The sequence below is a fragment of the Arthrobacter sp. UYCu712 genome (assembly GCF_040547005.1).
GTDB lineage: Bacteria > Actinomycetota > Actinomycetes > Actinomycetales > Micrococcaceae > Arthrobacter.
This window is the reverse complement of the sequence record NZ_JBEPOZ010000001.1, coordinates 1-25,846: the sequence shown is the minus strand read 5'-3', so window position 1 is coordinate 25,846 and position 25,846 is coordinate 1. Positions and strand designations below refer to the sequence as shown.

The 25,846-nt window shown below is 69.1% G+C and carries 28 protein-coding genes; 15 read left to right on the top strand and 13 right to left on the bottom strand.

Annotated features, from left to right (window positions below):
* The first annotated feature begins 1 nt into the window (after position 1).
* From ABIB51_RS00140 to asd, 11 genes are all read left to right on the top strand, one after another.
* Positions 2-979: an NUDIX hydrolase gene (locus tag ABIB51_RS00140; RefSeq protein WP_354184539.1), complete on the top strand. Its 978-nt coding sequence runs from the start codon at positions 2-4 to the stop codon at positions 977-979.
* A gap of 86 nt (positions 980-1,065) precedes the next feature.
* Positions 1,066-2,721: a hypothetical protein gene (locus ABIB51_RS00135; RefSeq protein WP_354184538.1), complete on the top strand. Its 1,656-nt coding sequence runs from the start codon at positions 1,066-1,068 to the stop codon at positions 2,719-2,721.
* Positions 2,718-3,140, top strand: a complete 423-nt coding sequence (locus tag ABIB51_RS00130) for a GntR family transcriptional regulator (RefSeq protein WP_354184537.1) — start codon at positions 2,718-2,720, stop codon at positions 3,138-3,140. Before ABIB51_RS00135 ends, ABIB51_RS00130 begins: the two co-directional genes overlap by 4 nt.
* A 9-nt stretch (positions 3,141-3,149) precedes the next feature.
* Positions 3,150-3,953, top strand: coding sequence for a thymidylate synthase (locus tag ABIB51_RS00125; protein WP_354184536.1), 804 nt, complete (start codon positions 3,150-3,152; stop codon positions 3,951-3,953).
* Positions 3,950-4,540: a dihydrofolate reductase gene (locus ABIB51_RS00120; protein ID WP_354184535.1), complete on the top strand. Its 591-nt coding sequence runs from the start codon at positions 3,950-3,952 to the stop codon at positions 4,538-4,540. The genes ABIB51_RS00125 and ABIB51_RS00120 overlap by 4 nt, the downstream gene beginning before the upstream one ends.
* A gap of 2 nt (positions 4,541-4,542) precedes the next feature.
* A complete protein-coding gene (locus tag ABIB51_RS00115) occupies positions 4,543-4,761 on the top strand; it encodes an NF038396 family protein (protein ID WP_354184534.1) in 219 nt (72 codons plus the stop codon).
* Between the two features lie 138 nt (positions 4,762-4,899).
* Positions 4,900-5,598, top strand: a complete 699-nt coding sequence (locus ABIB51_RS00110; RefSeq protein WP_354184533.1) for a WXG100 family type VII secretion target — start codon at positions 4,900-4,902, stop codon at positions 5,596-5,598.
* Positions 5,599-5,628: 30 nt separating this feature from the next.
* Complete coding sequence (locus ABIB51_RS00105) at positions 5,629-5,916, top strand: hypothetical protein (protein ID WP_354184532.1); 288 nt, start codon at positions 5,629-5,631, stop codon at positions 5,914-5,916.
* Positions 5,917-5,925: 9 nt separating this feature from the next.
* A complete protein-coding gene (locus ABIB51_RS00100) occupies positions 5,926-6,579 on the top strand; it encodes a hypothetical protein (RefSeq protein ID WP_354184531.1) in 654 nt (217 codons plus the stop codon).
* Between the two features lie 7 nt (positions 6,580-6,586).
* Positions 6,587-6,967: a hypothetical protein gene (locus tag ABIB51_RS00095; protein ID WP_354184530.1), complete on the top strand. Its 381-nt coding sequence runs from the start codon at positions 6,587-6,589 to the stop codon at positions 6,965-6,967.
* Positions 6,968-7,042: 75 nt separating this feature from the next.
* On the top strand, positions 7,043-8,185 hold the full coding sequence (gene asd, locus ABIB51_RS00090) for an aspartate-semialdehyde dehydrogenase (RefSeq protein ID WP_354184529.1): 1,143 nt from the start codon (positions 7,043-7,045) through the stop codon (positions 8,183-8,185).
* Here the strand turns inward: asd and ABIB51_RS00085 are convergent.
* Positions 8,182-9,297: a winged helix DNA-binding domain-containing protein gene (locus ABIB51_RS00085; RefSeq protein ID WP_354184528.1), complete on the bottom strand. Its 1,116-nt coding sequence runs from the start codon at positions 9,295-9,297 to the stop codon at positions 8,182-8,184. The genes asd and ABIB51_RS00085 overlap by 4 nt on opposite strands.
* Before the next feature lie 76 nt (positions 9,298-9,373).
* Between ABIB51_RS00085 and ABIB51_RS00080 the strand changes: the two genes are divergently transcribed.
* Complete coding sequence (locus tag ABIB51_RS00080; protein ID WP_354184527.1) at positions 9,374-9,883, top strand: hypothetical protein; 510 nt, start codon at positions 9,374-9,376, stop codon at positions 9,881-9,883.
* 14 nt (positions 9,884-9,897) lie between these two features.
* Here the strand turns inward: ABIB51_RS00080 and ABIB51_RS00075 are convergent, their stop codons facing one another.
* The 4 genes from ABIB51_RS00075 to ABIB51_RS00060 are packed head-to-tail and all read right to left on the bottom strand — an operon-like array spanning position 9,898 to position 13,245.
* Positions 9,898-10,965 (bottom strand): UDP-N-acetylmuramate dehydrogenase, encoded by a 1,068-nt coding sequence (locus tag ABIB51_RS00075; RefSeq protein WP_354184526.1) that lies wholly within the window; start codon positions 10,963-10,965, stop codon positions 9,898-9,900.
* Positions 10,966-11,022: 57 nt separating this feature from the next.
* Complete coding sequence (locus ABIB51_RS00070; RefSeq protein ID WP_354184525.1) at positions 11,023-12,303, bottom strand: MFS transporter; 1,281 nt, start codon at positions 12,301-12,303, stop codon at positions 11,023-11,025.
* Between the two features lie 13 nt (positions 12,304-12,316).
* Positions 12,317-12,769, bottom strand: a complete 453-nt coding sequence (locus ABIB51_RS00065) for a MaoC family dehydratase (RefSeq protein ID WP_502916040.1) — start codon at positions 12,767-12,769, stop codon at positions 12,317-12,319.
* A 2-nt stretch (positions 12,770-12,771) separates the two neighbouring features.
* Positions 12,772-13,245 (bottom strand): FAS1-like dehydratase domain-containing protein, encoded by a 474-nt coding sequence (locus ABIB51_RS00060; RefSeq protein ID WP_354184524.1) that lies wholly within the window; start codon positions 13,243-13,245, stop codon positions 12,772-12,774.
* Positions 13,246-13,394: 149 nt separating this feature from the next.
* Between ABIB51_RS00060 and ABIB51_RS00055 the strand changes: the two genes are divergently transcribed.
* Together ABIB51_RS00055 and ABIB51_RS00050 are read left to right on the top strand one after the other, a co-directional pair.
* On the top strand, positions 13,395-13,772 hold the full coding sequence (locus ABIB51_RS00055; RefSeq protein ID WP_354184523.1) for an ArsR/SmtB family transcription factor: 378 nt from the start codon (positions 13,395-13,397) through the stop codon (positions 13,770-13,772).
* Positions 13,769-15,430 (top strand): SulP family inorganic anion transporter, encoded by a 1,662-nt coding sequence (locus ABIB51_RS00050; protein ID WP_354184522.1) that lies wholly within the window; start codon positions 13,769-13,771, stop codon positions 15,428-15,430. Before ABIB51_RS00055 ends, ABIB51_RS00050 begins: the two co-directional genes overlap by 4 nt.
* On the opposite strand, the gene ABIB51_RS00045 is transcribed toward ABIB51_RS00050, so the two are convergent.
* The 5 genes from ABIB51_RS00045 to ABIB51_RS00025 all read right to left on the bottom strand — a co-directional run bounded on the left by ABIB51_RS00045 (position 15,420) and on the right by ABIB51_RS00025 (position 20,386).
* Positions 15,420-15,644: a DUF3188 domain-containing protein gene (locus ABIB51_RS00045; RefSeq protein ID WP_354184521.1), complete on the bottom strand. Its 225-nt coding sequence runs from the start codon at positions 15,642-15,644 to the stop codon at positions 15,420-15,422. The two genes, ABIB51_RS00050 and ABIB51_RS00045, sit on opposite strands and share 11 nt — an antisense overlap.
* Before the next feature lie 128 nt (positions 15,645-15,772).
* Entirely contained in the window at positions 15,773-16,741 is a 969-nt protein-coding gene (locus ABIB51_RS00040) for a DUF2797 domain-containing protein (RefSeq protein ID WP_354184520.1), read from the bottom strand.
* Positions 16,742-16,769: 28 nt separating this feature from the next.
* Entirely contained in the window at positions 16,770-17,633 is an 864-nt protein-coding gene (locus tag ABIB51_RS00035) for an HpcH/HpaI aldolase/citrate lyase family protein (RefSeq protein ID WP_354184519.1), read from the bottom strand.
* A gap of 81 nt (positions 17,634-17,714) precedes the next feature.
* Positions 17,715-18,632, bottom strand: a complete 918-nt coding sequence (locus tag ABIB51_RS00030; RefSeq protein ID WP_502916054.1) for an aldo/keto reductase — start codon at positions 18,630-18,632, stop codon at positions 17,715-17,717.
* Between the two features lie 47 nt (positions 18,633-18,679).
* Positions 18,680-20,386: a glycoside hydrolase family 13 protein gene (locus tag ABIB51_RS00025; protein WP_354184517.1), complete on the bottom strand. Its 1,707-nt coding sequence runs from the start codon at positions 20,384-20,386 to the stop codon at positions 18,680-18,682.
* A gap of 105 nt (positions 20,387-20,491) precedes the next feature.
* On the opposite strand from ABIB51_RS00025, the gene ABIB51_RS00020 reads away from it, so the two are divergent.
* A complete protein-coding gene (locus tag ABIB51_RS00020) occupies positions 20,492-21,682 on the top strand; it encodes an ROK family transcriptional regulator (protein ID WP_354184516.1) in 1,191 nt (396 codons plus the stop codon).
* Between the two features lie 44 nt (positions 21,683-21,726).
* Here ABIB51_RS00020 and ABIB51_RS00015 read toward each other — a convergent pair whose 3' ends face one another.
* The 3 genes from ABIB51_RS00015 to ABIB51_RS00005 all read right to left on the bottom strand — a co-directional run.
* Positions 21,727-23,298, bottom strand: coding sequence for a Na+/H+ antiporter (locus tag ABIB51_RS00015; protein WP_354184515.1), 1,572 nt, complete (start codon positions 23,296-23,298; stop codon positions 21,727-21,729).
* 99 nt (positions 23,299-23,397) lie between these two features.
* Positions 23,398-24,057, bottom strand: coding sequence for an SDR family oxidoreductase (locus ABIB51_RS00010; RefSeq protein WP_354184514.1), 660 nt, complete (start codon positions 24,055-24,057; stop codon positions 23,398-23,400).
* 115 nt (positions 24,058-24,172) lie between these two features.
* A partial coding sequence (locus ABIB51_RS00005) for a galactose oxidase family protein (protein WP_354184513.1) occupies positions 24,173-25,846 on the bottom strand: 1,674 nt, incomplete at its 5' end.

Below are 25,846 nucleotides of genomic sequence, written 5' to 3'. Positions count from 1 at the left end.
TGTGAGCAGTGACGCCCTTGTTGCGGACCAGACCGACCACCCGGGCGAAGCGATTGCGGTCACCGCGGCCGGCGCCATCCCCTGGCGGCTCAATTCGGCGGCGAAGGACCAGCTCGAAGTCCTGCTGATCCACCGTCCGCGGTATGACGACTGGTCCTGGCCCAAGGGCAAGATCGACCCCGGCGAGACGGTGCCGGAGTGCGCCAGCCGCGAGGTGGAAGAGGAAATCGGGCTCAGCGCCCCGCTGGGAATCCCGCTGCCTCCCATCCACTACCACGTGCCCGCCGGGCTGAAGGTGGTCCACTACTGGGCCGTCGACGTCGACGGCGCCATGATCGTGCCGGACGGCAAGGAAGTGGACAGCGTGATGTGGTGCTCCCCGGAGCGCGCTGCAGGCCTGCTGAGCAACCCCAGCGATGTTAGCCCGCTCGAACACCTGGTGGCCGCCCATGGCCGCGGCGAACTGACGACGTGGCCGCTGATTGTGGTGCGCCATGCCAAGGCCAAGCCGCGTTCCTCCTGGACCAAGGCCGAAGGCGACCGACCGCTGGCCGCCACCGGCCTGCGCCAGGCCCAGGCCGTGGGACGGCTCCTGCAGGCCTGGAAGCCTGCGCGCATCGTCTCGAGCCCCTGGCTGCGGTGCGTGGCCACCATCGCGCCGTACGCCAAGGCCGCCGACGCCAAGGTGAAACTCAACGAGTCGCTCACCGAACACCGGCACGGCCGCAGCCCGCACAAGACGGCCGCCGTCGTCGAGGCGCTCTTCGAGAAGCAGCGGCCCGTGGCCCTGTGCACGCACCGCCCCGCGCTGCCGACCGTCCTCAAGCAGCTCGAGAAACACATGAGCTCCCGGCTCCGGGACCTGCTGCCGTCCGCCGACCCGTTCCTGGCCCCGGGTGAGATCCTCGTGTGCCACGTGGCGCACGGCAACAAGATCAAGGTGGTTGCCGTCGAGCGGTTCAGGCCCTTCGACGACTGAGGCCTGCGGGCCTTGACCCCGCGGCCCTGCGCGCCATACTTTGTATCAAGTACTTGATACATTGCCGCAGGATCTTTGGGGGTTTCATGCCGGTCCAGTTCAACGTCCCGCCGATGCTGCTGCTCGGTCCGTTGCTCGCCGCCGTCGCCGTGTACGTCGTGCTGCGCTGGGTCATCTGGGCTCCCCGCACGGGGACGTCCCCGGCCACGGTGTCCGAGCATGCGCTGTGGGTGGGCGTTATCGGCTGGCTGGCGAGTTCCCTCCAGGGTGCGATGACCCTGGGCATCATCCCGGCCTCCCCCTACCCCGGACCCGCCCTGACCAGTGCCGCGCAGATTTTCCCGGCCCTGGCCTGGCCTGTGCTGGGGTGCCTCGGGGTGCACGCCCTGGGCCAGATCAGTTACCCCGGGCCACGGCGCCTGCGGCGGCAGGCCGTGCTGTCGGTGCGGCGCATCCGGGACTTCCTGCCGCGCAGGCTGGCCCTGCTTACAGCGATCATTTTCGCGGCGGCCGGAGCCTGCATCGCGTGGACCGCCGCCCTGCCCGGATTCGCGTCCGTCGCCCCGGTCAACCGCCAGGACGGTCCGTACAACTACTACCAGAGCGGTGGCCGCGACGGCCGCATCCCCGGAGCCGAGATGGCGGGCTGGCTCGGCGGTGCCCTGCTGGTGCTGGCCGCCGGGACGTGCCTGGTGTTGTGGCTGATCTCGCGCCGGCGCCAGCTGGAATCGCTCGACGCCGCCGACAACGCGGCGCTGCGCACCATCGCGATGAACCGGCTGCTGCGCACCGTCTCCACGGTGGCCGCCGGCCTCGGCGTCATCGCCGGCAACTTCGCGTCCCGTCCCGATCCGTCGTCGGAGACGACGTCGTGGACCAACCCGGCCGGCATAGCCGGGACCGCCGTCCTCCTCGCCATGTGGTGGTGGCGTCCGCCGCGGATTGCGGCCGCCGGGCTGGGCGCCCGGAACCGGCCGGAGTCCGGGCTCGCCGTGGGCAGGCAGCACCCGGCGGTACGGCTGGTCTCCTCGCTCGGCGCACTGCTGGGCCTTGCGGCTGCTGCGCCCCTGGTGGCGGGCGTGTTCCTGTCCCCCGTCCTGATGGCCGCGGCCGGCCTCGGGCTGGCCGGCGTTGTGGCCCTGATGGCCGGACTCGTGTTGCTTGTGATCGCCGCCGGCGAACTGCTCCTGCAGCGCAACTACGGGACGCCGGAGGAGCCACGCAGCTGGCCCCGGCAGCCTGTGGGACCCGCCCTGCTGACCACGGCAGTCCTGGCGCTGCTTGTGTTCGTGGTGGTCCTCGTCTTCACCGCGCAGGGGCAGGCCCGGCTCGGCGGGGAGCCGGACTGGATTCCCCCGGCGCTGCTCACGGCCGGTATTGGCGTGATCTCGCTGCCGGCGTTCCTGGCCGCCCGGCTCCGCCAGTCCGTGCCCGGCCTTCCCGCCGGCATGGACGCCGCCCTGCGCGCCATCACCATCCACCGGACGGTCCGGGCCCTCGCCGCCGCGCTGACCGCCCAGGCCGCGATCCTGTTGCTGACGCACACGCAGGCCTGGGCGGCCGTGCTCGGGCCTGCGGCGTTCCCGGAAACCGACCCCGCCGGCGGGTCCTGGTGGCAGGTGTCCCTGGCCGGCGCCGTCCTGGGCTCCGCGGCCACAGTCATCGCCGTGATACCCGTTCGAATGATGGCCCGGACGCCGGGCGCGCCGGCTCCGCAACCGGACAAAGAGCATTCCGCGTGACAGCCGGAATCTCCGTCAACCTGCACTCCGCGACACCGCCGTACGAACAGATCCGGGCGCAGATCACCTCGCTGATCGCCGTCGGGGCCCTGGCGCCGGGCACCCGCCTGCCGACCGTCCGGAGCCTCGCGGCGGATCTCGGCATCGCGGCCGGAACGGTCGCCCGGGCCTACAAGGAACTCGAACAGTCAGGGCTGATTGAAACCCGGCGCCGCAACGGCACGGTGGTCGCCGGGATGCCCGCCCCGACGGCACCCGCCAGGATGCCCGCAGCTGTGAGCGCGGAGGTGATCGCCGCCGTCGAGCGTTACATCGGGGCAGGCCGCGAAGCAGGACTCGACGACGACGCCCTGCTCGCAATCCTGCGCACCAAGCTCAGCCAGCAAGACGAATACGGAGAGAAAGCCAGTTCTCAGTAGACTGGGACGGTGATCATTCCAACGCCCTATGAAGACCTGCTGCTCGATGTGCTGGAACACGGCACACACAAATCGGACCGTACCGGGACCGGCACGCTCAGCGTGTTCGGCCGCCAGCTGCGCTTCGATCTGGGCAAAAGCTTCCCGCTGATCACCACCAAACGCGTGCATTTCAAGTCCGTCGCCGTGGAACTGCTCTGGTTCCTGCGCGGGGACACGAACGTGAAATGGATGCAGGACCAAGGCGTCACCATCTGGAACGAATGGGCCGACGCGGACGGCGAGCTCGGCCCGGTCTACGGCGTGCAGTGGCGCAGCTGGCCCACCCCCGACGGCGGCCACATCGACCAGATCGCCGAGCTGATCAAGAACCTCAAGTCCAATCCGGACTCCCGCCGGCACATTGTCTCGGCCTGGAACGTCTCCGAGCTCAAGGACATGGCCCTGCCGCCGTGCCACGCCTTCTTCCAGTTCTACGTGGCCGACGGCAAGCTGTCCTGCCAGCTGTACCAGCGCTCGGCGGACACGTTCCTGGGCGTACCGTTCAACATCGCGTCCTACGCCCTGCTCACGTGCATGATCGCGCAGCAGACCGGCCTGGAACCCGGGGAATTCGTCTGGACCGGCGGCGACGTGCACATCTATGACAACCACATGGACCAGGTCCTCAAGCAGCTCGCCCGGGAGCCCTACGACTACCCGCAGCTCAAGATCACCCGCAAGCCGGATTCCATTTTCGACTACACCCTCGAGGACTTCGAGGTAGTCGGATACCGGCACCACCCGACGATTAAGGCCCCCATAGCCGTATGAGCAACGACGACAGCCAGGCCGCCCAGGCCATCAGCTTTACCGACGACGTGGCCGCTTCCATCACCGGCCTCGGCGTCGTGTGGGCCCAGACCAGTTCCGGCGTCATCGGCAAGGACGGCGGCATGCCGTGGAAGCTGCCGGAAGACATGCTGCACTTCAGCCGCCTGACCGGCGGCCACCCGGTCATCATGGGCCGCAAGACCTGGGAATCCTTCCCGGACAAGTTCCGACCCCTGCCGGGCCGGACCAACATTGTCATCACCCGCAAGGAAGGCTGGGGCGGAACGCCGGAAGCGGACGGCGCCCTCGCGGTCAAGTCCCTGGACGAAGCGCTCCTCGAATCCCAGTTCGCGCCCGGCCACGAGGTGGTCTGGATCATCGGCGGCGGCGAGATCTTCGCGCAGTCGATGGATCTCGCCGACGTCGCCGTCATCACCACGATCGACACGACGGCCGAGGGCGACACCTATGCCCCGGACCTCGGCTACGACTGGACCGCCGGGGCCAGCCTGCCGGCTGACGGCTGGCTGACCGCGGACAACGGCACGCGCTACCGCATCAACCTCTGGCGCCGGACGGAGGGCTAGGAATGCTGAAAAAACCGGAAACCCTGTTTGTCCTCGGCTACATGCTGCTGCCGCTGCTCGCATTGCTCTCCGCGATCGTCGGGCTGACCATGATCCTGGGCGGCAACAAGATCGTCGGCGCGATTGTGCTTGTGGTGGTCACCCAGGCCTTTGCCTTCGGGGCGTTCTACGCGCTGCGGAAACGGAAATCGGCCCTGCTGGCCGAGCCCGACGACAAATAGCAGCCTCTCGCGGCACGCCGCTGCCCCGGCCTTCGGCAGGATGGGGAGTCTACCCCATGTTGGTGCGGGCGGCCGCCGGGTAGTTTTGGTCCGGGGCTACATCCGCCCGTCGGATGTGCGGATTGGGGAACGGCGGTTATGGCAGGAAACGTGTGGGGAGCCGACGTCGCGCAGTTGCGCACGTTGGCCCAGCAGTTCGGCAAGACATCGGAGACGCTGTTGCAGCAGTCGACGTCGCTGAGCAGCGCTATCAACAACACCACTTCGTGGAAGGGCTCCGACGGCGCCCGTTTCACCTCCGAATGGAACGGCAGACACCGCGCCCTCATTCAGAAAACCGCACTGGCGCTCAAGGAAGAGTCCAAGCGCCTGCTGGTCCACGCCGAGCAGCAGGAGAAGGCCAGCAATGCCGCCACCGGCTCCGGCGGCGGGCCGGGCGGGATCGGCGGAATCGGCGGCGCCAACGGCAGCAACGCGGGAGCGCTCATTGGCGGGGCGCTGATTGGCGGTATCGGCGGTATCCGGGCCGCGATGACGATCCAGAAGTACCTCAAGGCACCGCTCACCCTCGCCAAGCACGCCGGGCAGCTGGGTTGGGTGCTGAAGAACCAGCGTGCGGACTTCATCAAGTCCTTCGTCCAGGGGAAGCACCGGATCGGCGGTCCCGGGTTCGCCGCGATCGACAAAGTCTCAGACATCGCGTCATTGAAAAACCTGAACAAGTACATCGGGCCGCTCGGCAAATTCGAGGGTGTCTTCGCGGAGAAGCCCTGGCTTGGTCCCGGCACCAAACTCGAGTGGCTTGGCAAGTCCGGCCTCGCGCGGGGACTGGGCTAAGCCGGCGTCGGTTTCAGCGCCGTCGACTCCGTGCGCAGTTCCGCCGACGGCGACATCAAGGGCGGTATGGCCAGCGCGGGCAAGGGGCTTCTCGGCGTCGGCTGCTTCCTGCCGCCACCCGCCGGAACCGTCTGCCAGGTCGCCAGCGTCGGGATTGCCATCTACGAGAACTGGGACACCTTCAGCAGCGTGGGCAAGAACGTCGGTGAGGGGATCGTCAACGCCGTCAAGGATCCCGGCAAGTTCGTCAGCGATACCGCTGATAACGTCAAAGACGCTGGAAAGTCCGTGTCCAAGTTCTTCGGCTTCGGGGATTAGGAGACTCACGTGACTGTTCAGGATCAGACACAGCAGGAGCCGCGCCTCGGCGTCGACGTGATCGGCTTTGGCGTGGGTGAATTCGCCTACCTGCTCAACGTGTTCGACGGTCCCGCCCGGGACCGCTCGGTCAGCGTTTTCCGCGCCCAGGACATGGTGGACGATGTCACGCTGTCCACGGCGGGCGCATCGTCCCTGATGGCGCGGGACATGGCCACCACCGATGACGACGGCGACCTCGGAGTCACCGGGGTCGCTGCGGCCGTGGCAACGGCCCTCGGCCAGGCCGTCCGGTGGACCGAAGTGTCCCTGCTCACCGGGGACGCCATGGACAATGTGGTGCTGATCGAGGCTCCGGGGGTAGCCCTGATGCTGCAGCCGCGGCTGCTGGGAACCTGGTTCGTGTTCGCCCAGGACCCCACGATCAGCTCCGCCGAGGCGACGCTGCGCCTGGTGCGCCAGCACGTCGAGCAGAACGCCGGCGGCTCCGCCTACCTCGTCTTCAAGACCCTCGACGCCGAACGCCACCTGCTTGTCCGCCGTGAGGCACACACCTGGACCACCGGCGTTCCGGACTTCGCCGCCGACGAGGTCGCGGAAACCGACGGCCTGGACGACGGCGGGCTGCTGCGTGCCATTGAGGAATCCCGGGGCCAGGCGTAGTCCGGATATGCCCCAGGAACCGGGCTGCTCGCGCGCCAAGACCGGGGAAGAGGGCCTGATCCACCGCCGGGCGGAGAACGGCGAGGTGAATGCCTACACCGCCGAGGAGTACGGAGTCCGCAAGGACGACGGCCACGGACTGGTCAAACCTGTCAGCTCCGCCGGCGGATTGCTCTTTCTGGCCATCCTTGCCTCGCTCTTCGCCGGCGGGGTCGCCTACGGCCCGGTCCGCATCGCAGTCGATGGCACGTGGGAGCTGCTGGGCGACATCTGGTGGACCATCCCGGTGGGGATCCACGTCCCGCTGGTCGCCTGGACCAGCTACGCCAAGGAGCGCCGGGCGTCGAAACTGCGCTCGGCACGCAACCTCCCCCGCCCGGTGGAGTAAAGCCGACGGCCCGCCGTGGCGCCGGGGTGACGTAACCGACTGCGCCCTGCGGGCCGCAAAGTCTAAACTGGCCAAATGACTACAGCAGCTACTCCGTCCGTTGGACTGGTCGGTTGGCGTGGCATGGTCGGTTCTGTCCTGATGCAGCGCATGCAGGACGAGGGCGACTTCGCCAACATCAACCCGGTATTTTTCTCCACCTCGAACGCCGGAGGTGCCGCGCCCGCGTTCACAGGTCCTGTCGGCGGCGATGCGGGCAAGCTCGAGGACGCGTTCGACGTCGATACCCTGGCGAAGCTGCCGATCATCGTCACCGCCCAGGGCGGCGATTACACCAAGCAGGTCCACGGCGAGCTGCGCAGCCGCGGCTGGGACGGCCTCTGGATCGACGCCGCCTCCACGCTGCGGATGGACGATGACTCGATCATCGTCCTGGACCCGATCAACCGCGACGTCATCGACGCCGGCCTCTCGGGAGGCGTGAAGGACTACATCGGCGGCAACTGCACCGTTTCCTGCATGCTCATGGGCCTCGGCGGGCTGTTCAAGAACGGGCTCGTCGAATGGGGCACATCGATGACGTACCAGGCCGCCTCCGGCGGCGGTGCACGGCACATGCGCGAACTGCTGGGCCAGTTCGGCACGCTCAACGCTGAGGTCAGCACGGAACTGGACGACCCGGCGTCGGCCATCCTGGAAATCGACCGCAAGGTCCTGGCCCACCAGCGCACCAACATCGACGCGAGCCAGTTCGGCGTGCCGCTGGCCGGCTCGCTGATCCCGTGGATCGACGCGGACCTGGGCAACGGCCAGTCCAAGGAAGAGTGGAAGGCCGGGGTGGAGACCAACAAGATCCTCGGCACCTCCGGCGAGGACCACATCATGATGGACGGGCTGTGCATCCGGATCGGCGCCATGCGCTCACACTCCCAGGCACTCACGCTCAAGCTCCGCGAGGACCTCTCCGTCGCCGAAATCGAGAAACTGCTGGCCGCGGACAACGAGTGGGCCACAGTGGTGCCGAACACCAAGGAGGCCTCGATGGCTCAGCTGACCCCCGTGGCGGCCTCCGGCACCCTGGACATCCCGGTGGGCCGCATCCGCAAGCTCGAAATGGGCCCGCAGTACATCAGCGCGTTCACGGTCGGCGACCAGCTGCTGTGGGGCGCCGCCGAACCGCTGCGCCGCATGCTCAACATCGCCACCGGGACGCTTTAGGCCCGGTCGGCTCCGAGGAATTTCCGGTACTTGGCGGCCTGCAGCCCAAACGACTTTTGGGCGGCAGGCCGCAGCCCGTTAGCGGCGCCAAACGGCTCGGGCACGACGCCGGCGGCCGCGCCGTTCCGTGCCACCGCCCAGGTGCCGACCACCTCGCCACCGGCCACGATGGTCCGCTTGAACACCCCGTTGCCGCCGGGCACGACCTTGTTCGAATGTTCGGCGGGCAGCACGAGCGAGCGGTCGGCGTAACCCAGCAGGAACTCGTCAAAGCCCGGCAGCGCCAGCACCGAACGCGCGCCGGGGACGGCGCCGTCGAGCAGCTCCGCCGTCTCCGGCGAGAGCCAGTAGCGTGTCCCCTCGAACTCCAGCTCCACGAGCCCCTCTGCCAGCCCCGCCAGCGCCGCCCGCACTTCGGTGAGGGGGATGCCGGACCACCAGGAGAAATCCCGGTCCGTGGCCGGCCCGTGGCTGCGCAGGTAGCGGAGCAGCAGCTCGGCAATGCCTTCTTCCCGGCCCAGCTGGCGCGACTCCGTGATCCACTCGTCAAAGGCCACCACCCGCTGCTGGTTACCGGCCGGCGGGCCCTGCACGAGCCATGCCCGCTGGCACAGGACCCCCAGCAGATGGATGCCCCGCTGGCCCGCCGTTGACTGGCCGGCTGCTTCGAAGGCCCGGAACAGCTCGGCCCGTGTGGCCGAGCCGCCGCCCGAGACCAGCAGCAGCGCAGCCTCCCGGGCCGACTCCGCGTCCGCCGCGGTGATGTCCAGCTCCCGGTGCCGTCCCGCCATCGCGCGGATGAGGCGTTCGGACGTGATCGCGAGCATCCACTTCAGGTCCTCGGGGGCCAGCAGGTGCAGGGTGCCCCGCATAGGCCAGGAACGGACAATCTCGCCCCGGTCCAGCGCACCGCGGACATCGCTGAGGCTGGTGCCGGGGACCCGCTGCCCCACAGCCCAGAGCGCAGCCTGCAGATCCTGCGCCTGCATCGCCGTCATCCACCGGACCGCTGCGGGTACGCTCCCGAGCCCCGGCCCGGTGAGCCCCTGTGAGGCCAGCCGGAGCCGGCCCATGGTCCTGCGGCTGAGCCGGGCACGCACCACTGCTGTCATGGACTTATCGTAGGGCCGCGGGCGGCGTCCGGGCCGTTCCCAGCCGTCTTCCAGCAGGACTGCCTACGCTTGAACAATGACCATGAGTGAGATGTGGCCGCAGCTGCGGCCCTTGTGCCGGAAGCTTGCCCTGCTGGGCTGGGCCGCCAGCGCGTCAGGAATGGCTGCCGGGCTCGCTGTCGCGATCGCCAGCGGAACACGACTCTCCCCCATGATGAGCACCATGCAGCTGGTGGCCGGCGTGTGTATGGCCGTCTGCGTCGCTTCCTTCGTCACAGCCGCCGCGCTGCAGCCGCGTGCCGAATCCGGGCGCGCCGCCCCGGCAGGGGGCGCCGCCGCGCCGCGGGACGCGGAGCTCCGGATCGAGTCCGGGGCGGAACTGCCCGCCACGGTGCAGAGCCTCCTGCTGGGCTCGCTGGCCCTGCTGGCCGGGGCAGTCGTCTTCGCCTGCGCCGGCCTGGTGCTCCGGAGCGGGCCCAGCGCACAGTCCGTGGCGTTCTGCCAGGTGTTCCTGCTCGGTGCTGCCGCCTCGGGATTCACCTTCATGCTGTTCAGCAAGGTTTCCGCGCGCGGCCACAGGGGCTGATCCGGGGCCGCTTCCTAGAGCTCCACGCCGATCAGCAGCGGTTCCGGGTGCAGTTCGATCCCGAAATGTTCGACGACGCCGCGCCGCACCTCGCGTGCGATCGCCAGCATGTCTCCGGTACTCGCCCCGCCCCGGTTGGTGATGGCCAGGGTGTGCTTGGTGGACAGCGACGCGCGCCCGCCCGAGACGCTGCCGGCGTCAAGACCGAAGCCCTTGCCGTACCCCGACTGGTCGATCAGCCAGGCGGCGGAGAGCTTTGTCAGGCCGTCCGACCCGCCTGGGTAGCGGGGGGCCGCCTCCGGAAGCGTGGCCGCGACGTCGGCCGGCACGATCGGGTTGGTGAAGAACGACCCGGTGGAATACGTGTCCCTGTCCGCGGGATCCCAGACCATGCCCTTGGACGCCCGGAGCCGGAGGACCTCGCGCCGGACGTCGTTCGAGTACGCCCTGCTGCCGGCCTCGACGCCGAGGGACCGGGCCAGCTCCGCGTAGCGGACCGGAGCGCTCATCCGTCCCAGCGGGAGCTGGAACTCGACGGTGAGCACGACGTAGCGGGGCGAGCCGTTGACTGTGGTCTGCTTGAGCACGGAATCGCGGTAGCCGAACTTCAGCTCCGAACTGGTGAAAGTCTGCATGGCGTTGCGTTCGCGGTCCCAGGTGCGCACGGCGGCGATCGTCTGGGAGACGTCGGCGCCGTACGCCCCGACGTTCTGCACGGGGGTGCCCCCGGTGGCCCCCGGAATGCCGGACAGTGCCTCGATGCCGGACCACGCGTGCAGCACGGCGTGCTCCACCAGGGCGTCCCAGTTGTGGCCGGCCTGGACCACGACGGCGACGCCGCCGCAGGAGTCTTCCGCATTGACGGTGAACCCCTCCGAGGCGATCTTCAACACCGTGCCGGGGAACCCGTCGTCGGAGACCAGCAGGTTGGAGCCGCCGCCGATGATCAGCAGCGGCTCTCCGGCGGCATCCGCGGAACGGACGGCGTCGATGATTTCGGCCTCGGTGCGGGCTTCGACGAAGCGGCCGGCGGGGCCGCCGACGGCAGCCGTGGTCAGGGCGGAGAGCAGTGTCTGGGTCACCTGACCAGCCTAGCGGGGATCGCGCCCGGTGCCGTAAGCGGACCGGGCCCGGACCGGCTAACTGAGCTTGCGCGCCACCGGGGAGAGCAGGAAGCTGACCACCAGCATCACCATCACGGCGAGGAGCGAGTGCAGGATGCCCACGTGTTCGGCCAGCAGGCCCAGCAGCGGGGGCCCGCAGAGGAACGCTCCGTAGCCGATCGTGGACACCACGGACACCCGGGCGGCGGCCTTGACGGGATCGTCGGCCGCGGCGGACATGCCCACCGGGAAGCCCAGCGAGGCGCCGAGTCCCCAGATGGCCAGGGCCACGTAGGCCAGCCACGGCGCCGGGGCGAAGACGAACAGGCCGAGGCCCACGACCGCCAGGGCGGCGCACCAGCGCATCACCGGGACGCGGCCGAAACGGTCCAGGACCAGGGTGCCGGCGAAGCGGCCGATAGTCATGAAGGTCACGAACAGCCCGTAGCCCGCGGCTCCGGCGGCGTCGGACTGGCCGTGGCCGTCAGCCAGCGCCAGGGCCACCCAGTCCCCCGCCGCGCCTTCGGCGAGGGCAAGGCCCAGGACGAGCACGCCCAGGAGCAGTGTGCGCCTGTCACGCCAGGCCTGGGCGATCTGGCGTTTGTTGTCCAACGGCTGTTCGGGGACCGCGTCCGTCTGCCGGACGATGGGGATGGGGCCGGTCGAGGGATCCTCAAAGGTATCTGTTCCGGCTGCCTTGAAGGGGCGCTCCGCCTCGACCGGGGTGACGTCCGCGCGGAACCAGGCGGAGGCAGTTACCACCGAGCCGGCCACCACGAGCCCGGCGGCTGCCAGATGCCAGAACACGGGGATGCCGGCACCGGCAGCCCAGGCACCCAGCCCGGCTCCAGCCACGGTTCCGAGGCTGAAGGAACCGTGCAGCCGGGGCATGATGTGCCGCCGGACGGCGCGTTCCACCGCGGCGCCCTCAACGTTGGACGCGGTGTTCCAGCTGGCGGTGCCCAGCCCGATGATTGCCAGTCCCGCGGCGACCGCCACCGGGCTGGCGAGCACGGAGGTGCCGAAGCCGGCGAGCACAAGCCCGAACCCGACCATGATGCTGCCGATCCGGATGGTGTGCTTGGAGCCGAGCCGAAGGACGATCAGGCCGGAGGCGGACACGGATACGAAGGACCCGGCCGTCATGCAGAGCAGGAGCAGCCCGATGGTGCCCGGAGTCAGTTCCAGGCCGTCCCGGATGGCCGGCAGCCGGGACACCCAGGTGGAGAACGCGATTCCGCTGGCCCCGTAGGCCACCACCACGGCGTTCCGCCAGTGCGTGATCTCGGCAGCCGGGACGAAGACGTCCTTGGTCACGGCAGCATCATTGTCACGTAAGCCTGACGACTGCCTGGGCCTTCATCAGGACCTTTTGTCCGGCAAAGACGACGGTGAGGTCGACCCGTGCGGTGCCGGCGTCGGCGTCAAGGGCGCCAATGGCGCCGCTGACCTCAATGACGGCGCCCGGCTCCCCGGTCCCCGTAGTGTCCGTCACCAGGACCGGTTTGGTGAAGCGGGTCTGGAAATCGACGACGGCGGCCGGGTCGCCGGCCCAGTCGGTCACCAGCTGGACGGCCGCGCCCATGGTGAACATGCCGTGGGCAATGACGCCGGGCAGGCCCACGCCGGTGGCGAAGGCCTCGTTCCAGTGGATCGGGTTGAAGTCGCCGGACGCGCCGGCATACTTCACCAGGTCCTGGCGGCTGACGGTGATGCTGCGGCTGCCAAGGTCCTGGCCGACGGCGAGTTCCGCGAACGTGGGGGCAATGGATGCAGTGCTCATGGTTACTGTCCCTCTCCGCGGACCAGGATGGACGACGTGGTGGTGGAGACGCTCTCGCGGGAGCCGTCTGCACCGTTTTCACCGGTGAGGGCGAAGATTTCCGAGCGGGTGGTGATCATGGCGCCGCCGCCCATGGCCCGGACCCCGTCCACGTGCAGCTCGGCCACCAGCCGGTCGCCGGCGACGATCGGCCGGTGGTGGATGAAGCGCTGGTCCGCGTGGACCACGCGGGAGAAGTCGATGCCGGAGTCCGGATCCTCGATCAGCTGGGCGTCGGCGCGCTGGGCGATGATGATGGCGAAGGTGGGTGGCGCGACAAGGTCGGTGTGGCCAAGGGCCTTGGCCGCGTCCAGGTCGAAGTGCGCGGGGTGGGTGGCTTTGACGGCCCTCGCGAACTCGCGGATTTTCTCGCGGCCGACGTCGTACACCTCTGCGGCAGGGTAGCTGCGGCCCTGCAGATCCGGATTGATAGTCATGGATCCAGCCTAGCGCGACGGCTCCGGCCGGACTTCCGCATGACGCGGCCCGGCCGGGATTGCAACCTCCGGTATGATGAAAACATCAAACCATCAATCAGTGTTGGGGTCCCGCCCGGACCGCGATGCCCAGAGAGCGCAGGCCAGCCATGTATTCCGCAGCGCAGACCCCTTTGTATGAGATCAAGGCCAACCTGTTCAAAGCCCTGGCCCATCCGGCGCGGATCAGGGTGCTGGAACTGCTTGCGGCTGCCCCGGACACCGCTGCACCAGTCAGCTACCTGCTGGCCGAGACCGGCCTGGAGGCTTCCCACCTCTCCCAGCATCTGGCTACGCTCCGCCGGCACGGTGTGGTGACCTCGGTCCGGTCCGCGAACGCGGTGACCTACCGGCTGGCCCATCCGAAAATTTCGGAACTGCTGGCCATTGCGCGGATCTTCCTGCTGGACAGCCTCGCCGATTCCAGTAAGCAACTCAGACTCGCGCGGGAGCTGCCAGGCGGCCAACCCCAGGGGCCGACCCCGTGAGTGCCGCCCAAGGACTTCCCGGCCGGTACCTGCCGTCCCGCCGCGACTACGACGGACTGCGATCGAGCTGGAAGGCCGACCTCCTCGCCGGTATCACGGTCGGCATCGTGGCGCTCCCGCTGGCCCTCGCCTTCGGCGTGAGCTCTGGCGTCGGTGCGGAGGCCGGGCTCATCACCGCCGTGGTAGCCGGCCTGGTGGCCGCCGTCATGGGCGGTTCGAACGTCCAGGTCTCCGGCCCCACCGGAGCCATGGTGGTGGTGCTGGCCCCGGTGGTCGCCGCCCACGGCGCCGGCAGCATCGCCCTTGTCTCGCTCATGGCCGGGCTGCTGGTGATCGGTTTGGGCGTCAGCGGGCTGGGCCGGGCCGTGGCGTTCATCCCCTGGCCCGTGGTCGAGGGCTTCACGCTCGGCATCGCCTTGATCATCTTCCTGCAGCAGGTCCCAATGGCGACCGGCACCGAGGGTGTCCCCGGGCACAACACCCTTCGTGCTGCCGTCGAGGCCGCGGCCCAGGCCACGGCGCCGACGGTGCTCCAGACACTGGTGGTGGTGGCCGGTGTGGCTGCCCTGATGTTTCTGCTGCCGAAGCTGCACAAGTCCCTTCCGGCGAGCCTGATCGCCGTTTTGCTGGCCACCGTCGGTGCCGAGCTATTCCAGCTGGATATCCCCCGGATCGGCGCCCTGCCGCATTCGCTTCCCGCACCGGAGTTGCCGTCCTTCGATCCGGCCACGCTCGGCGGCCTGCTTATGCCAGCCGTCTCCATTGCGGCACTGGCCGCCATCGAGTCCCTGCTTTCGGCCCGGGTGGCCGCGGGCCTGGTGGGCCCAGACGGCAGGCCCGCCGGGGCGTACAGGCCGGACCGGGAGCTCACGGGACAGGGCCTTGCCTCCGTGGCGGCCGGTCTCTTCGGCGGCATGCCCGCCACCGGCGCCATTGCCCGGACCGCCGTCAACGTCCGCTCCGGCGCTAAGACCCGGCTGTCCGCAATCGTGCACGCCCTCGTGCTGCTGGCCATCATCTACCTGGCCGCCGGGCTGGTCGGCCGGATCCCGCTGGCAGTGCTGGCCGGCATCCTGATGATCACGGCCACGCGGATGATCTCCAGGCATACTGTCACCGCCATCATGCGATCCACTCGCGCCGATGCCGCGGTCTTCATCCTGACCGCGCTCGTCACCGTCGCTTTCGACCTGATCGTGGCCATCCAGATCGGGCTGGCCGCCGCGGCCCTGTTCACATTGCGGAAGTTCGCTTCAATGAGCGGGGTGCAGCGCGAGGAAATTCCGGGGGACCCTGCGGACGGCGACGACCACATTGCCATCTTCCGCCTGGACGGGGCGATGTTCTTCGGCGCAGCCGAACGTGTGTTGCAGGAGATAAGCCAGGTCAAGGACATCCAGGTGGCCGTCATCCGGCTCTCCCAGGTGAGGATGCTGGATGCCACCGGCGCCCACACCCTCGTGGAGGTGATTTCGGCGCTGGAGCTAAGGGGCATCACAGTCCTGCTGAAGGGCGTCCAGCCGCAACATCTGGAGCTCGTGACCAACGTCGGCGTGATCCGGTCCCTGCGGCATCACAAACACCTGTTCACGAGCCTTCCTCCAGCCGTCGAGCATGCGCGCAGCCATGTGCGGCGAAACGCGGCCGTCAGCGCTTGAGGTTCTTCCGGATGGTCTGGCCGCGGACCACGATCCCCGCGATGTGCAGGATGAGCCCGAGGCCGATGACCGGCAACGAGGCCACGGCCAGGCCCTGGTTGCCGGTGTTGTTGCCGACCAGGTTGAGGATGATGCCGAGCGCGATCAGGCCCATGGCGCTGAAAACGAGCACCTTGTAGGTGGTTGACGCGGAGGCCCAGAATTCGTTCAGCACCGTGTCAGTCTACCGGGGCGCGCCGGCTACGCTGCGAGGCGCCTAATCCCTGGCGACGCTCAAGATACCTGGCGCTGCCGGAATCCGGGCGCGCCCGGTATTTTGCGCGTCGCGGTGCAATGCAGGCCTCAGAACAACGATTCCTGCACGGCCGGGACGTCCGAGCCGTGGTCGCCGAGTTCGATCACCCGTGCTTTGAGCTGCCCGAGGTTCACCACGAACTCCAGGTCGCTGCCGTCCAGCGCCGCGAGGGCAATGCTTCCGCTCAGCGAGTCGATCCGGAACCCGTGGGTCCCGGCACCCAGGTCGTGGGGGTAGGCATGCCGGGCGGCCGGTGAACAGGCTTTGGCGGAGAGCTCCGGCCGGACCCACCGCTCATTCACCACCTCGAAGTCCTCCGTGCCGGCGCCGGTGAGCAGCGTCCGGGCCTCCCCCGCCAGCTGTCCGTTCAGTGCGTCGAGTTCGGCGGCGGCTGCCGGCGCCACGAGCGCAGCAGCCTTGGCGGCTGTGCGGACCTGCTGCGGCAGCCCGGCGTCGCGGGTCACGAGGTCCTCGAGGATCCGGACCACCCGGCCGTCGTCGGCGCGGGCAACGTACCGGGCGACGACGGCGCCCTGCTCGGCGAGCCGGTTCCATTTGCGCAGGTGCGAGGCGGTCCCGACCTTGCTGGCGCCGTTCGCGAAGGTGGCGACGTAGAGCCAGTGCGGCTGCATGAGGTAGGCGCGCAGTCCGGGCGGGACCCGCCCGCCGCGGTGGAAGTCGTGGATGAGCCGCGAGTCGTCCACCACGAAGCAGCGCTCGCACTGGCTCCCCCTCGCGGCGGCAGCCCGGTCGGGGCAGAGGATGTGGTCCCGGTCCGCGGGACCGTGCACCTTGTGGTGTCCGAGGCATGACTTCGCGGCGGCGGCGAGCCGGAAACCGAGGCGGGTGCCGGCGTCGAGCGCCAGAGCGGTGAAGCTTCCGGCGGGGTCCTGGAGCCGCAGCACGGGCAGACCGGAGCAGGACTGCCCGGCGGCGGGCCCTCCGGATCCAGGTGCGGGAAACGGCGGCGGACCATCCCAAAAGACCCCGTGGACCAGATAGCGGGTATCGGTCACGGGGCCTCCTGGCGTGGTACGGGTGCGGCTACAGCGCCGGCTGCACCCCAAAGGCTACCGCGAGCTTCATGATCTTCTCGGCGCGGCCCAGGCGCGGCAGGTCGGAACCGTCACGGATGACGCGGCCGCTGGCCTCGAAGTCCGCCATGAAGTCCGTGGCCCACGCGACGTCGGACGGCGTCGGGCTGATGACCTCATTGATGACGTTGGTCTGGTCGATGGCGAGGCACAGCTTGCCGGTCATGCCCATCATCACGGTGATCCCGGTCTGCTCGCGCAGTATCGGGTGATTGGTGCCCACCGTGGGTCCGTCGATGGGGCCGGGCAGGTTGCCGACCCGGCTGGCGACGACGAGTTTGGCGCGCGGGTAGGCCATGGCTTCCGGGGTGGCCGCCATGCCGGTGTCGCGGCGGAAGTCGCCGGAGCCGAAGGCCAGGCGGAACGCGCCCTGGGCCTTGGAGATGTGGTTGGCTTCCTCGATGCCGACGGCGGACTCGACCAGCGGGATGACCGGGGTCTTGCCGTCCATGCGGTGGAAGCTCTCGGTGACCTGGTCCGCGGACTCGGTCTTGGCTAGCATCACGCCGAGCAGGCCCGGCGTGCCGCGGAGTCCGGCGAGGTCATCGGCCCAGAAGGGGCTCGTGGCGTCGTTGATGCGGACCCAGGCGTTGCCGCCGCTGGTGAGCCATTCCACGACGTGCGCCCGGGCGGCGTCCTTCTGCGACGGGTCCACGGCATCCTCGATGTCGAGGATGATGGCGTCCGCGCGGGAGACGGCGGACTGGTCGAAGAGCTCGGGTTTCATCGCGTTGACCAGGAGCCATGAGCGGGCGATTTCTGCTGGAACATTGCGTTGAGGCCGGATGGTCGCGGCTGCGGTCGTAGAGGTCATGCCTCTACGCTATCCGCACCCGGGTCCCTCCAGCGAAGTATTCCACCCCCGAGGGGTGACCATTACGACCAAAATCACATGCTAGGGGATGTTGCTGCCCCGCGCGGTGACCCACAGCCGGTACCACTCGGCCCGGCTCATGCCCGCGGCCACCTCTGCGGCGCCGGCGCAGGCCTGGATCCGGTCCGGATTGGCGGTGCCGATCACGGGGGCGATCCCGGCCGGATGTTTCATCAGCCAGCCCAGCACGATGGACTCCCCCGCGGTGCCCTTATCCCGTGCCAGCTCCGCCACGAGGGCGGTGGTGGCTTCCTCCGCCGCCGTCGGCGTGGCGGCCGGCGCCCCGGTGTAGAGGCCGCGGGCAAGCGCGCCGTAGGCCTGCAGGCTGATCCCCCGCCGGACGCAGTGCTCCACGGTGCCGTGCGGAAAGCTGTAGTCCGTACCCTCGGCGTGGTTGACCAGCACGGTGCTTTCGAGCCAGGCCCGTTTCAGCAGGCTCATTTCCAGCTGGTTGGCCGCCACCGGCGCCTCCAGCCGGTCCTGCAGCATCTCGATCTGCGGTCCGGACATGTTGGACACGCCTATGGCGCGCACCTTGCCTTCGGCCATGAGCTGCCCGACGGCGGAGGCCACCTCGGCCGGGTCCATCAGGGGATCGGGGCGGTGCAGCATCAGCACGTCCACGTAATCCGTGCGGAGCCGGGCCAGGCTCTGGTTGACCCGTTCCAGGATGCCCTCCCGGCTCAGGTCGTAGTACGTCTCCAGGCCTTGCTCGTTGAGCCGGATGCCGCACTTGGTCTGCAGCCGGATGCGCGCCCGCAGCCCGGGGGTCTGCGCCAGCACCTCACCGAATACCGCCTCGGCCTTGCCGCTGCGGTAGATGTCTGCGTGGTCGAAGAGGGTGATGCCGGCCTGCAGGGCTGCCTTAACGGCGGCGGCCGCCTCGTCCACATCCGCGGACGAGTACGGCTCCGCCGACCAGCTGCCACCAAGGCCCATGCAGCCGTAAATCAGCTCCTGGACCGGCGGCTCATGCGTCGCCGCGCTCACCGCAGCCAGACGGTGGTGCTGGCCGGCAGCAGGGCGCCCTCGAGCAGGCCGCTGCTGAGCAGCACCTCGCCGGCGGGCAATTCCACCGGCACGTCGCCGAAGTTCGTCACTGTCTGCCAGCCGCCGGGCCGGCTGAAGTGCAGGATCTCGGGGTTGGTGGTGGTGTGCCATTGCAGTTCTTCGGAGGTCTGCAGCTCGCGGCGCAGCTTGAGGGCCTGCCGGTAGAACTCGAGCGTGGAACCGTCCACCCCGTCCTCGGCCGCGACGGCGTAGCGGCTGAACCAGGCCGGCTGCGGCAGGTGCGAGCCGCCGTCGCCGAACCCGAAGGAGCTGCCCTCGGGAGCCCAGGGCAGGGGGACACGGCAGCCGTCGCGGCCGATCTCGACGCCTTTGTTGCGGAAGAACGTGGGGTCCTGGCGCTCGGAATCGGGGATCTCGGCGACCTCCTGCAGTCCGAGTTCCTCGCCCTGGTACAGGTACGCGGAGCCCGGCAGCGCCAGCATCAGCTGGGTGGCCGCGCGGGCACGGCGCAGGCCCAGCTCGACGTCGAGCTCCTCGGCCGGGGCGCCGGCCAGCAGCCAGCCCTTGCCGTCCTGGCCCTGGGCGTGTTTGCCGCCGCCCTTGGGCAGGCCGTAGCGGGTGGCGTGCCGGACGACGTCGTGGTTGGAGAAAACCCAGGTGGACGAGGCGCCGGACTCGGTGGCCTCCGCGAGGTTCCGGGTGATGATTTCGCGGAATTCCTCGGCGTCAAAGTCGGCCTGCAGGAGGTCGAAGTTGAACGCCTGGCCCAGTCCCTGCGGGCTGGCGTAGCGGCCGCGGCGGCTGGCGTGGACCCAGGCCTCCGCGACGGCGGTGCGCGGCGGGTTGTATTCGTTGAAGACCTCGCGCCATTCGACGTAGATCTCGTGGACCTCGTCGCGGTCCCAGAAGGGGTGCGAACCGTCGTCGAAGCCGTCGGTGCCGCTGTTGGCCTCGCTCAGCTCGACCTTGGACAGCAGCGGCTCGGTGAGGTCCTTGGTCAGGGCGTGGGCGACGTCGACGCGGAACCCGTCCACGCCACGGTCGGACCAGAAGCGCAGGGTCTTGAGGAAGTCGTCGCGGATTTCGCGGTTGGACCAGTTCAGGTCCGGCTGCTCCTTGGCGAAGATGTGCATGTACCACTGGCCGGGGGTGCCGTCGGGTTCGGTGATGCGTTCCCAGGCCGGGCCGCCGAACACGGACTCCCAGTCCGACGGCGGGATCTCACCGTTCTCGCCTGTGCCGTCCCGGAAGATGTAGCGCTCACGCGCGTCAGAGCCGCGGGGGGACGCGAGGGCTTCCTTGAACCATTCGTGCCGGTTGGAGGAGTGGTTCGGGACGATGTCCGCGATCAGCTTGATGCCGGCCGCGTGCAGGGCCGCGGACATCTCGTCGAAGTCCTCCAGCGTGCCGAGCTTGGGGTCCACGTCGCGGTAGTCGTCAACGTCGTACCCGCCGTCGGCCAGTGCAGAGGGGTAGAACGGGCTCAGCCATACGGCGTCGATCCCGAGGGTCTTCAGGTACGGAACCTTCGCGGTGATGCCCTTGAGATCGCCGAGGCCGTCACCATTGGAGTCGGAAAAGCTGCGCGGGTAGATCTGGTACACGGACGCCTGGCGCCACCAGGTGGGGTCGGCGGCGAGGTCGGAACCGGAAAGAGTTGCCAGCGTGGCGGTGTTGGACAAGGGAAATCCTTCGGGGCTTGGGTCTGGGTCTCTGGTATTTTAGATACAAGCTAAATATATTGCCTGAACAATTATGTGTCCGGATCCAGGGGAGGTCAAGATTTGATGCCGCAATCCGCCGCCACCCCCCGCCTGCTGCGCCGCGTCAATGCCCAGGCGGTGTTGGCGTTCATCCGCGGCACCGACGTGGCCACCGGCACCGAACTGATGGCCCGGACCGGGCTGACGCGGGCCTCCGTCATTGCCGTCTGCGAGGACCTGATCCGGCGCGGCTGGATCCGTGAACTGGACACGCCCCGGGGGGACCCGGCTCCTGCCACGGGGTCCGCACGGAAGGGCCGGCCGGCCCGGCGCTTCGAGCTCAACCACGGCGCCGGGTACGTCCTCGGCATCGACATCGGCGCGGCCACCACCACGGCCGCGGTCGCGGACCTCCGGGGCACGGTCGTCGGACGCTCCAGCGGGAGCTTCCGGGCCGCGGACATCCCCGCGGAGGAGCGGATCGCCGTCGTGGACCTGGCCTGCCGGCAGGCCCTGGCGGCTGCCTGCACGGATCCCGCCCGGGTCCTCGCGGCGGGGGCCGGCATCGCGGCCCCCGTGGACCGTGACGGCAACGTCCTGGTGACCCAGCATTTCTGGGGCCTGTTCGACGTCGGGCTCCGCTTGGCGTTGAAGGATCTGCACGGCTGGACGGTCCTGCTGGAGAACGACGCAAACCTCGCCGCGCTCGGCGAACGCTGGCGCGGGTCCGGCGCGGGGGTGGACGACCTCGTGGTGCTCCTGGCCGGCGAACGCCTCGGCGCCGGGGTGATGGAGTCCGGGCGGCTGCTGCACGGCCGGGCCGGTGCGGCCGGCGAAATGGGCTACCTGGACATGGTCGAGGGCGTGGGCTCCAGCGACGGCATCGCCAGCCTGGCCCGGCAGTGGTCCGCGGCCGGCGGCGGACCCCAGGCGGGAGGCACGGCCAGCGCGCGGCGGGTCTTCGAAGACGCCGCCGCCGGGGATCCCGCGGCGCTGGAGATCCTGGACCGGATTTCGGAACGGATGGCCCGCGTCATCGCCTCAATCGCCAGCCTGATCAACCCGGAGCAGGTGGTGATCGGAGGCGCCGTGGCGGAGTCCGCGGGCATCCTGCTGCCCGGCATCACCAGCCGGCTCCCGCGCTTCACCGCAACCCCGCCGCGCGTGACGGTCTCCCCGCTGGGCGACGCGATCGTCACAATGGGCGCCATCCGGCACGCCCTGGACTATGTCGAGGAGAACGCGCTGGAACTGGCACTGCCCGCCCGCCGCTGAGCACGCTGCGCCGGGGTACTCCTGGCCTGGGCATCTGCCGGGCCCTATTCCGGCATGATCATGGTGCGCAGGTCCAGCTGGCGGAGCACCCGGTCCGCGACTTCCGGGTCCATGCCCGGCTCGTTGCGGGCCGCCACGACCTCCTGGCGGGCCGCGTCGAGGGCAATGGTCTGCACGGCGATCGCGAGTTCGCGCCCGCGCTTGCGTTTCTCCCCCACGGTTTCGTTGCGGAGGCTGCCGTCGAGGAGTTCGGCGTGCAGCCGCGTCATCTTTTCCTTGACCAGGGCCACCTTTTCCGGCGGCAGCTCCTTCATGAGCTCGTTGCCCTTGAGCGCCGCGATGGCCGCCTGCTGCGCCCGTCCGGCCAGGACCCGGGCGGCGTCGCGTTCTTCCGATCCGTCCCCGGAAGCCTTCAGCACCCGCATGAGCCACGGCAGGGTCAGGCCCGGGAGCACCAGGGTGGCCAGCAGGACAGCGCAGGCGATCACGATCAGCTGCCCCCGGGCCGGGAACGGGCTGCCGTCGGCCAGCGTCAGCGGGAGCGCCAGGGCCAGCGCCAGGGTGGCCAGGCCGCGCATGCCGCACCACGTGAGGATCAGGACTTCCTTCGCGGAGTTGGGGCGCAGCGAATCCTTCTTGGAGCGCGTCAGCCCGGACATCATCGCCAGCCAGGCGAACCGGACCGCGAAGACGAGCACACAGACCACAACGGCGGTGCCGATCATGTCGAAGATGCCGGTGCCTTCATCCCGGATGACCTTCCGCACCTCCAGCCCCACCAGGCCGAAGGCGAGCCCGGTGACCAGCAGTTCAACAACGTCCCAGAAGGCGGTCCGGGTGACCCGCTCGGCGGCGTCCTGCGGCCTGGAGTGGCGCTGCATCTCCAGGGCGGTGACGACGACGGCGATCACGCCGGACGCGTGCACCTCTTCGGCCAGGATGTAGGCGGCGAACGGCACCACGAGGGTGACGGCGCTGCGGGCCACCATGGACTGCACGAGCCGGGTGATCAGGCTGGTCAGCCAGCCCATGCCGATGCCGACCACGACGGCGAGCGTGGCGCCCAGCGCGAACTGCAGGACGACGTCGGGGGCGATCTTCGTGCCGGAGACAGTGGCGGCCACCGCGGCCTGGAAGATGACGATGGCGGCGGCGTCGTTGAACAGGCCTTCGCTTTGCAGCACGGTGGTGAGCCGGCGCGGCATGTGGACGCGGCCGGCGATCGATTCCACTGCCACGGGATCCGGCGGAGCCACCATGGCGCCCAGGGCGATCGCGGCGGGGATGCCGATGCTGGGGATCACGAGCCAGGCCGCGCCCGCCACAACCACCGTGGAAACCACAACGAGGGCGACGGCCAGCATCAGCAGGCTGCGCCAGCGGACCCGGAAGACGGCCCAGGAACTGCGCTGCGCGGTGGCGAAGAGCAGGGGCGGCAGGAAGACGGGAAGGATCAGCTCCGGCGAGATCTCCATGTCCGGAAAGCCCGGAATGAACGTCAGCGAGGCGGCCAGGATCAGCATCAGGACCGGGAAGGGCAGCCGCAGCCTGTCCCCCACACCCACGGCCACCACGGTGGCCAGCAGCAGTCCGATGATGAGTGCCAACTGGTCCATAGGCTCACTTTCCCCGGGGTTCAGCGCGGGCCGTGCATCGTTGTTGGACGCACGGCCGCCACTCCACCCTATCGGGGATCCGGGCAGGAACCCGGCCCGTCAGTCCAGGGCGTCCAGCGCCGCGGCGATGGGCAGGCTGCCGTCGCGGAACTCTATGGTGCGCCGCATCGGGACCGGCAGGCCCAGCACCGCCGCGGCCACGAGGGCCACGTTGGTGCGTGAGGTTTCGGTGCTTTGCGAGGCGCCGTCGGGATTGACGTCGATCAGGCCGGTGCCGGCCCCGTCCGTCAGCCGGCCGGGGCCGAGGATGGTCCAGCCCAGGTCCGAGGCACGCAGGTAGGTGTCCGCGGCCGCCTTGGCCTCCGCATAGGCGTAGAAGCCGTTCTCCGGCGGCACACCGTGGTCCGGGCCGGCACCGAGGTAGGACACCATGACATAGTGTCCGACGCCGGCCTGGTCCGCCGCATCCATCGAACGGATCGCGGCGTCGCGGTCCACGGCGTAGGTGTTTTCCGGGTGCCCGCCGCCAGCGCCGGCGGACCACACAACGGCGTCGTGGTTCCGGAGGGCCTCGGCGATTTCCGCCGTCGTCGATTGTTCAACGTCGAGGACGGCCGGGGTTGCGCCGGTGGCGGCGACCTCGGCCGCATGGTCAGGGTTGCGGACGAAGGAGGTGATGTCCTCCCCGTCCGCTGCGAGGATGCGGGACAGTTCCAAAGCCACTTTTCCGTGGCCGCCGATGATTGCGATTCGCGTCATGGACCCATTCTGTCCCACGTCGCCCTGGCCCCGCACCCGTTGAGCTATCACTTATGGCGGCTCTGGGGCCCTCAGAGAGCCCCAGAGGGACTCCAAGTGATAGCTCAACCGGGGGTCAACTGATCCTGATCGTCTTGGCGACGCTGGGAACCCCGTTGGCGTCCATGCCGAAGAGCAGATAGGTGCCCGGCACCAGCACGCCGCGGTCCGCCGGCAACTTCAGCGAGGAGGTGTTGCCGCTCACCGAAGCGGTGACCGGGATCCGCCGCTGGTCTGAGTTCACGGTGTGGGTCACCGTGCTCATCCGCATCAGGGAGAACTTGGTGATCGGCGAGCCGGTGCTGACCGAGATCGTGCTGCCCGCCGCGGCCGTGGCGGGTGCTGTCACGATCGTCGGACGGGTGCGCGCGCTGCCGTCGGCGTTCAGCAGGTACGGCGGCGTGAATATCTGGCCGTCCAGGTGGTTGGTGGTGCAGTCGCCGCACAGCCCGCCGCCACCGACGAAGACCCGGCCATCGGGGAGCAGCAGGCCGACGCTGTGATACGTCCGGGGAATGGCCATCGGGGCCAGCGTGGTCCATTTGCCGGTGGCCGGGTTCCAGATCTCCGGCGACATCCGCGCGCCGGTGTCCGTGAACACCACGGGGGTGGCCTGGCCGCCGACCACGATCACCTGCCCGTCGGGCATCGCGATCCCGCTCGCGAACGACCGGGTGACAGCCATGTCCGCGGTCCGGGCCACCTTGACCCCGCTGTTGATGTCGATTGTGTACGCCCGCGCCGTCGCCGGGGTCTTGTCGTAGGCGGTCGAGCCGCCCACAGTGAGAATCTTTCCGACGTCGTACATCACGGCGTCACCGTTCATGGCGTCCGGGCTGTCCGCGCGCAGGCCGGCCGGGGTGATGCTGCCGTTGCCGGTGGTGGAGATCCAGTTCATCTTGCTGCTGGGACCCGCTTGGAACACCCGGCCACCGGCGGCGGCAAACAACCAGGCGTGGTTGTCGGAACGGTAGCCGCCACGGGGATCGGCGGTCAGGATGTTGTCAACCGGCACATTAGACAGCGTTCGCCAGCCGCCGGCGGCGGACCATATCTCACCGTTCTTGTTGCCGATACCGCCCGAAAACGACCCGCCGATGGTGAAAACCTCGCCGTTGGATGTGGTCACGTTGGTCTGGTAGCCGCGGGCGATCTTCATGTCCGGCCCCGCGCTCCAGGTGTCCGTCGCAGGGTTGTACAAAGTGGTTTTCGCGCTGCTGCTGCCGCCGCTGATCAGGATCTTCCCGTCCGGCAGCAACGCCGTACCGGGGCAGAACATGTCGTGACCGGTGTTGGCCACCTCTTTCTGCGTCACTTTGCCGGTGGTGAGGTCCAGGATGGACGTCTGGGTGTAGCCCTTGGTGCCAACGTAAGAGGTGGGGGAGTAAGCGGACCAGGTCAGCATCCGGTTGCCGGGCAACAGCGCCGCCGCGACCGGGATGATCGGAAAGTTGATGGTGGGACCCCAGGACCCCTTGGAGGGGCCGAGGAGATTGATCTCTGCGGCGCTGCTCCACGGACCCCGGTTGCCGGCCTCGGTGGTCGAAGTCAGCCGGACGAACCGGGCGCTGACCGCGGTGAAGTTGACGGTCTTCTCCGCACTCGTGTCCGGCCAGGTACCGGTGGCGACCACGTTCCACGCGACCCCGTTGGAACTGACTCCGATCGAGTATTTACCGATCCGCCCGTTGGCGTTGTCAGAACGCGGGAGATAACGGAACCCCGAGATGCTCCGCGCCGCCTTGGTGTC

What these genes read in the sequence shown, in the direction of transcription:
- ABIB51_RS00135 (WP_354184538.1), top strand. Translation starts at nt 1,066, where the DNA reads ATGCCGGTCCAGTTCAACGTCCCGCCGATGCTGCTGCTCGGTCCGTTG.
- ABIB51_RS00120 (WP_354184535.1), top strand. Translation starts at nt 3,950, where the DNA reads ATGAGCAACGACGACAGCCAGGCCGCCCAGGCCATCAGCTTTACCGAC.
- ABIB51_RS00115 (WP_354184534.1), top strand. Translation starts at nt 4,543, where the DNA reads ATGCTGAAAAAACCGGAAACCCTGTTTGTCCTCGGCTACATGCTGCTG.
- ABIB51_RS00110 (WP_354184533.1), top strand. Translation starts at nt 4,900, where the DNA reads ATGGCAGGAAACGTGTGGGGAGCCGACGTCGCGCAGTTGCGCACGTTG.
- ABIB51_RS00095 (WP_354184530.1), top strand. Translation starts at nt 6,587, where the DNA reads ATGCCCCAGGAACCGGGCTGCTCGCGCGCCAAGACCGGGGAAGAGGGC.
- asd (WP_354184529.1), top strand. Translation starts at nt 7,043, where the DNA reads ATGACTACAGCAGCTACTCCGTCCGTTGGACTGGTCGGTTGGCGTGGC.
- ABIB51_RS00085 (WP_354184528.1), bottom strand. Translation starts at nt 9,297, where the DNA reads ATGACAGCAGTGGTGCGTGCCCGGCTCAGCCGCAGGACCATGGGCCGG.
- ABIB51_RS00080 (WP_354184527.1), top strand. Translation starts at nt 9,374, where the DNA reads ATGACCATGAGTGAGATGTGGCCGCAGCTGCGGCCCTTGTGCCGGAAG.
- ABIB51_RS00065 (WP_502916040.1), bottom strand. Translation starts at nt 12,769, where the DNA reads ATGAGCACTGCATCCATTGCCCCCACGTTCGCGGAACTCGCCGTCGGC.
- ABIB51_RS00060 (WP_354184524.1), bottom strand. Translation starts at nt 13,245, where the DNA reads ATGACTATCAATCCGGATCTGCAGGGCCGCAGCTACCCTGCCGCAGAG.
- ABIB51_RS00055 (WP_354184523.1), top strand. Translation starts at nt 13,395, where the DNA reads ATGTATTCCGCAGCGCAGACCCCTTTGTATGAGATCAAGGCCAACCTG.
- ABIB51_RS00035 (WP_354184519.1), bottom strand. Translation starts at nt 17,633, where the DNA reads ATGACCTCTACGACCGCAGCCGCGACCATCCGGCCTCAACGCAATGTT.
- ABIB51_RS00030 (WP_502916054.1), bottom strand. Translation starts at nt 18,632, where the DNA reads ATGGGCCTTGGTGGCAGCTGGTCGGCGGAGCCGTACTCGTCCGCGGAT.
- ABIB51_RS00020 (WP_354184516.1), top strand. Translation starts at nt 20,492, where the DNA reads ATGCCGCAATCCGCCGCCACCCCCCGCCTGCTGCGCCGCGTCAATGCC.
- ABIB51_RS00015 (WP_354184515.1), bottom strand. Translation starts at nt 23,298, where the DNA reads ATGGACCAGTTGGCACTCATCATCGGACTGCTGCTGGCCACCGTGGTG.
- ABIB51_RS00010 (WP_354184514.1), bottom strand. Translation starts at nt 24,057, where the DNA reads ATGACGCGAATCGCAATCATCGGCGGCCACGGAAAAGTGGCTTTGGAA.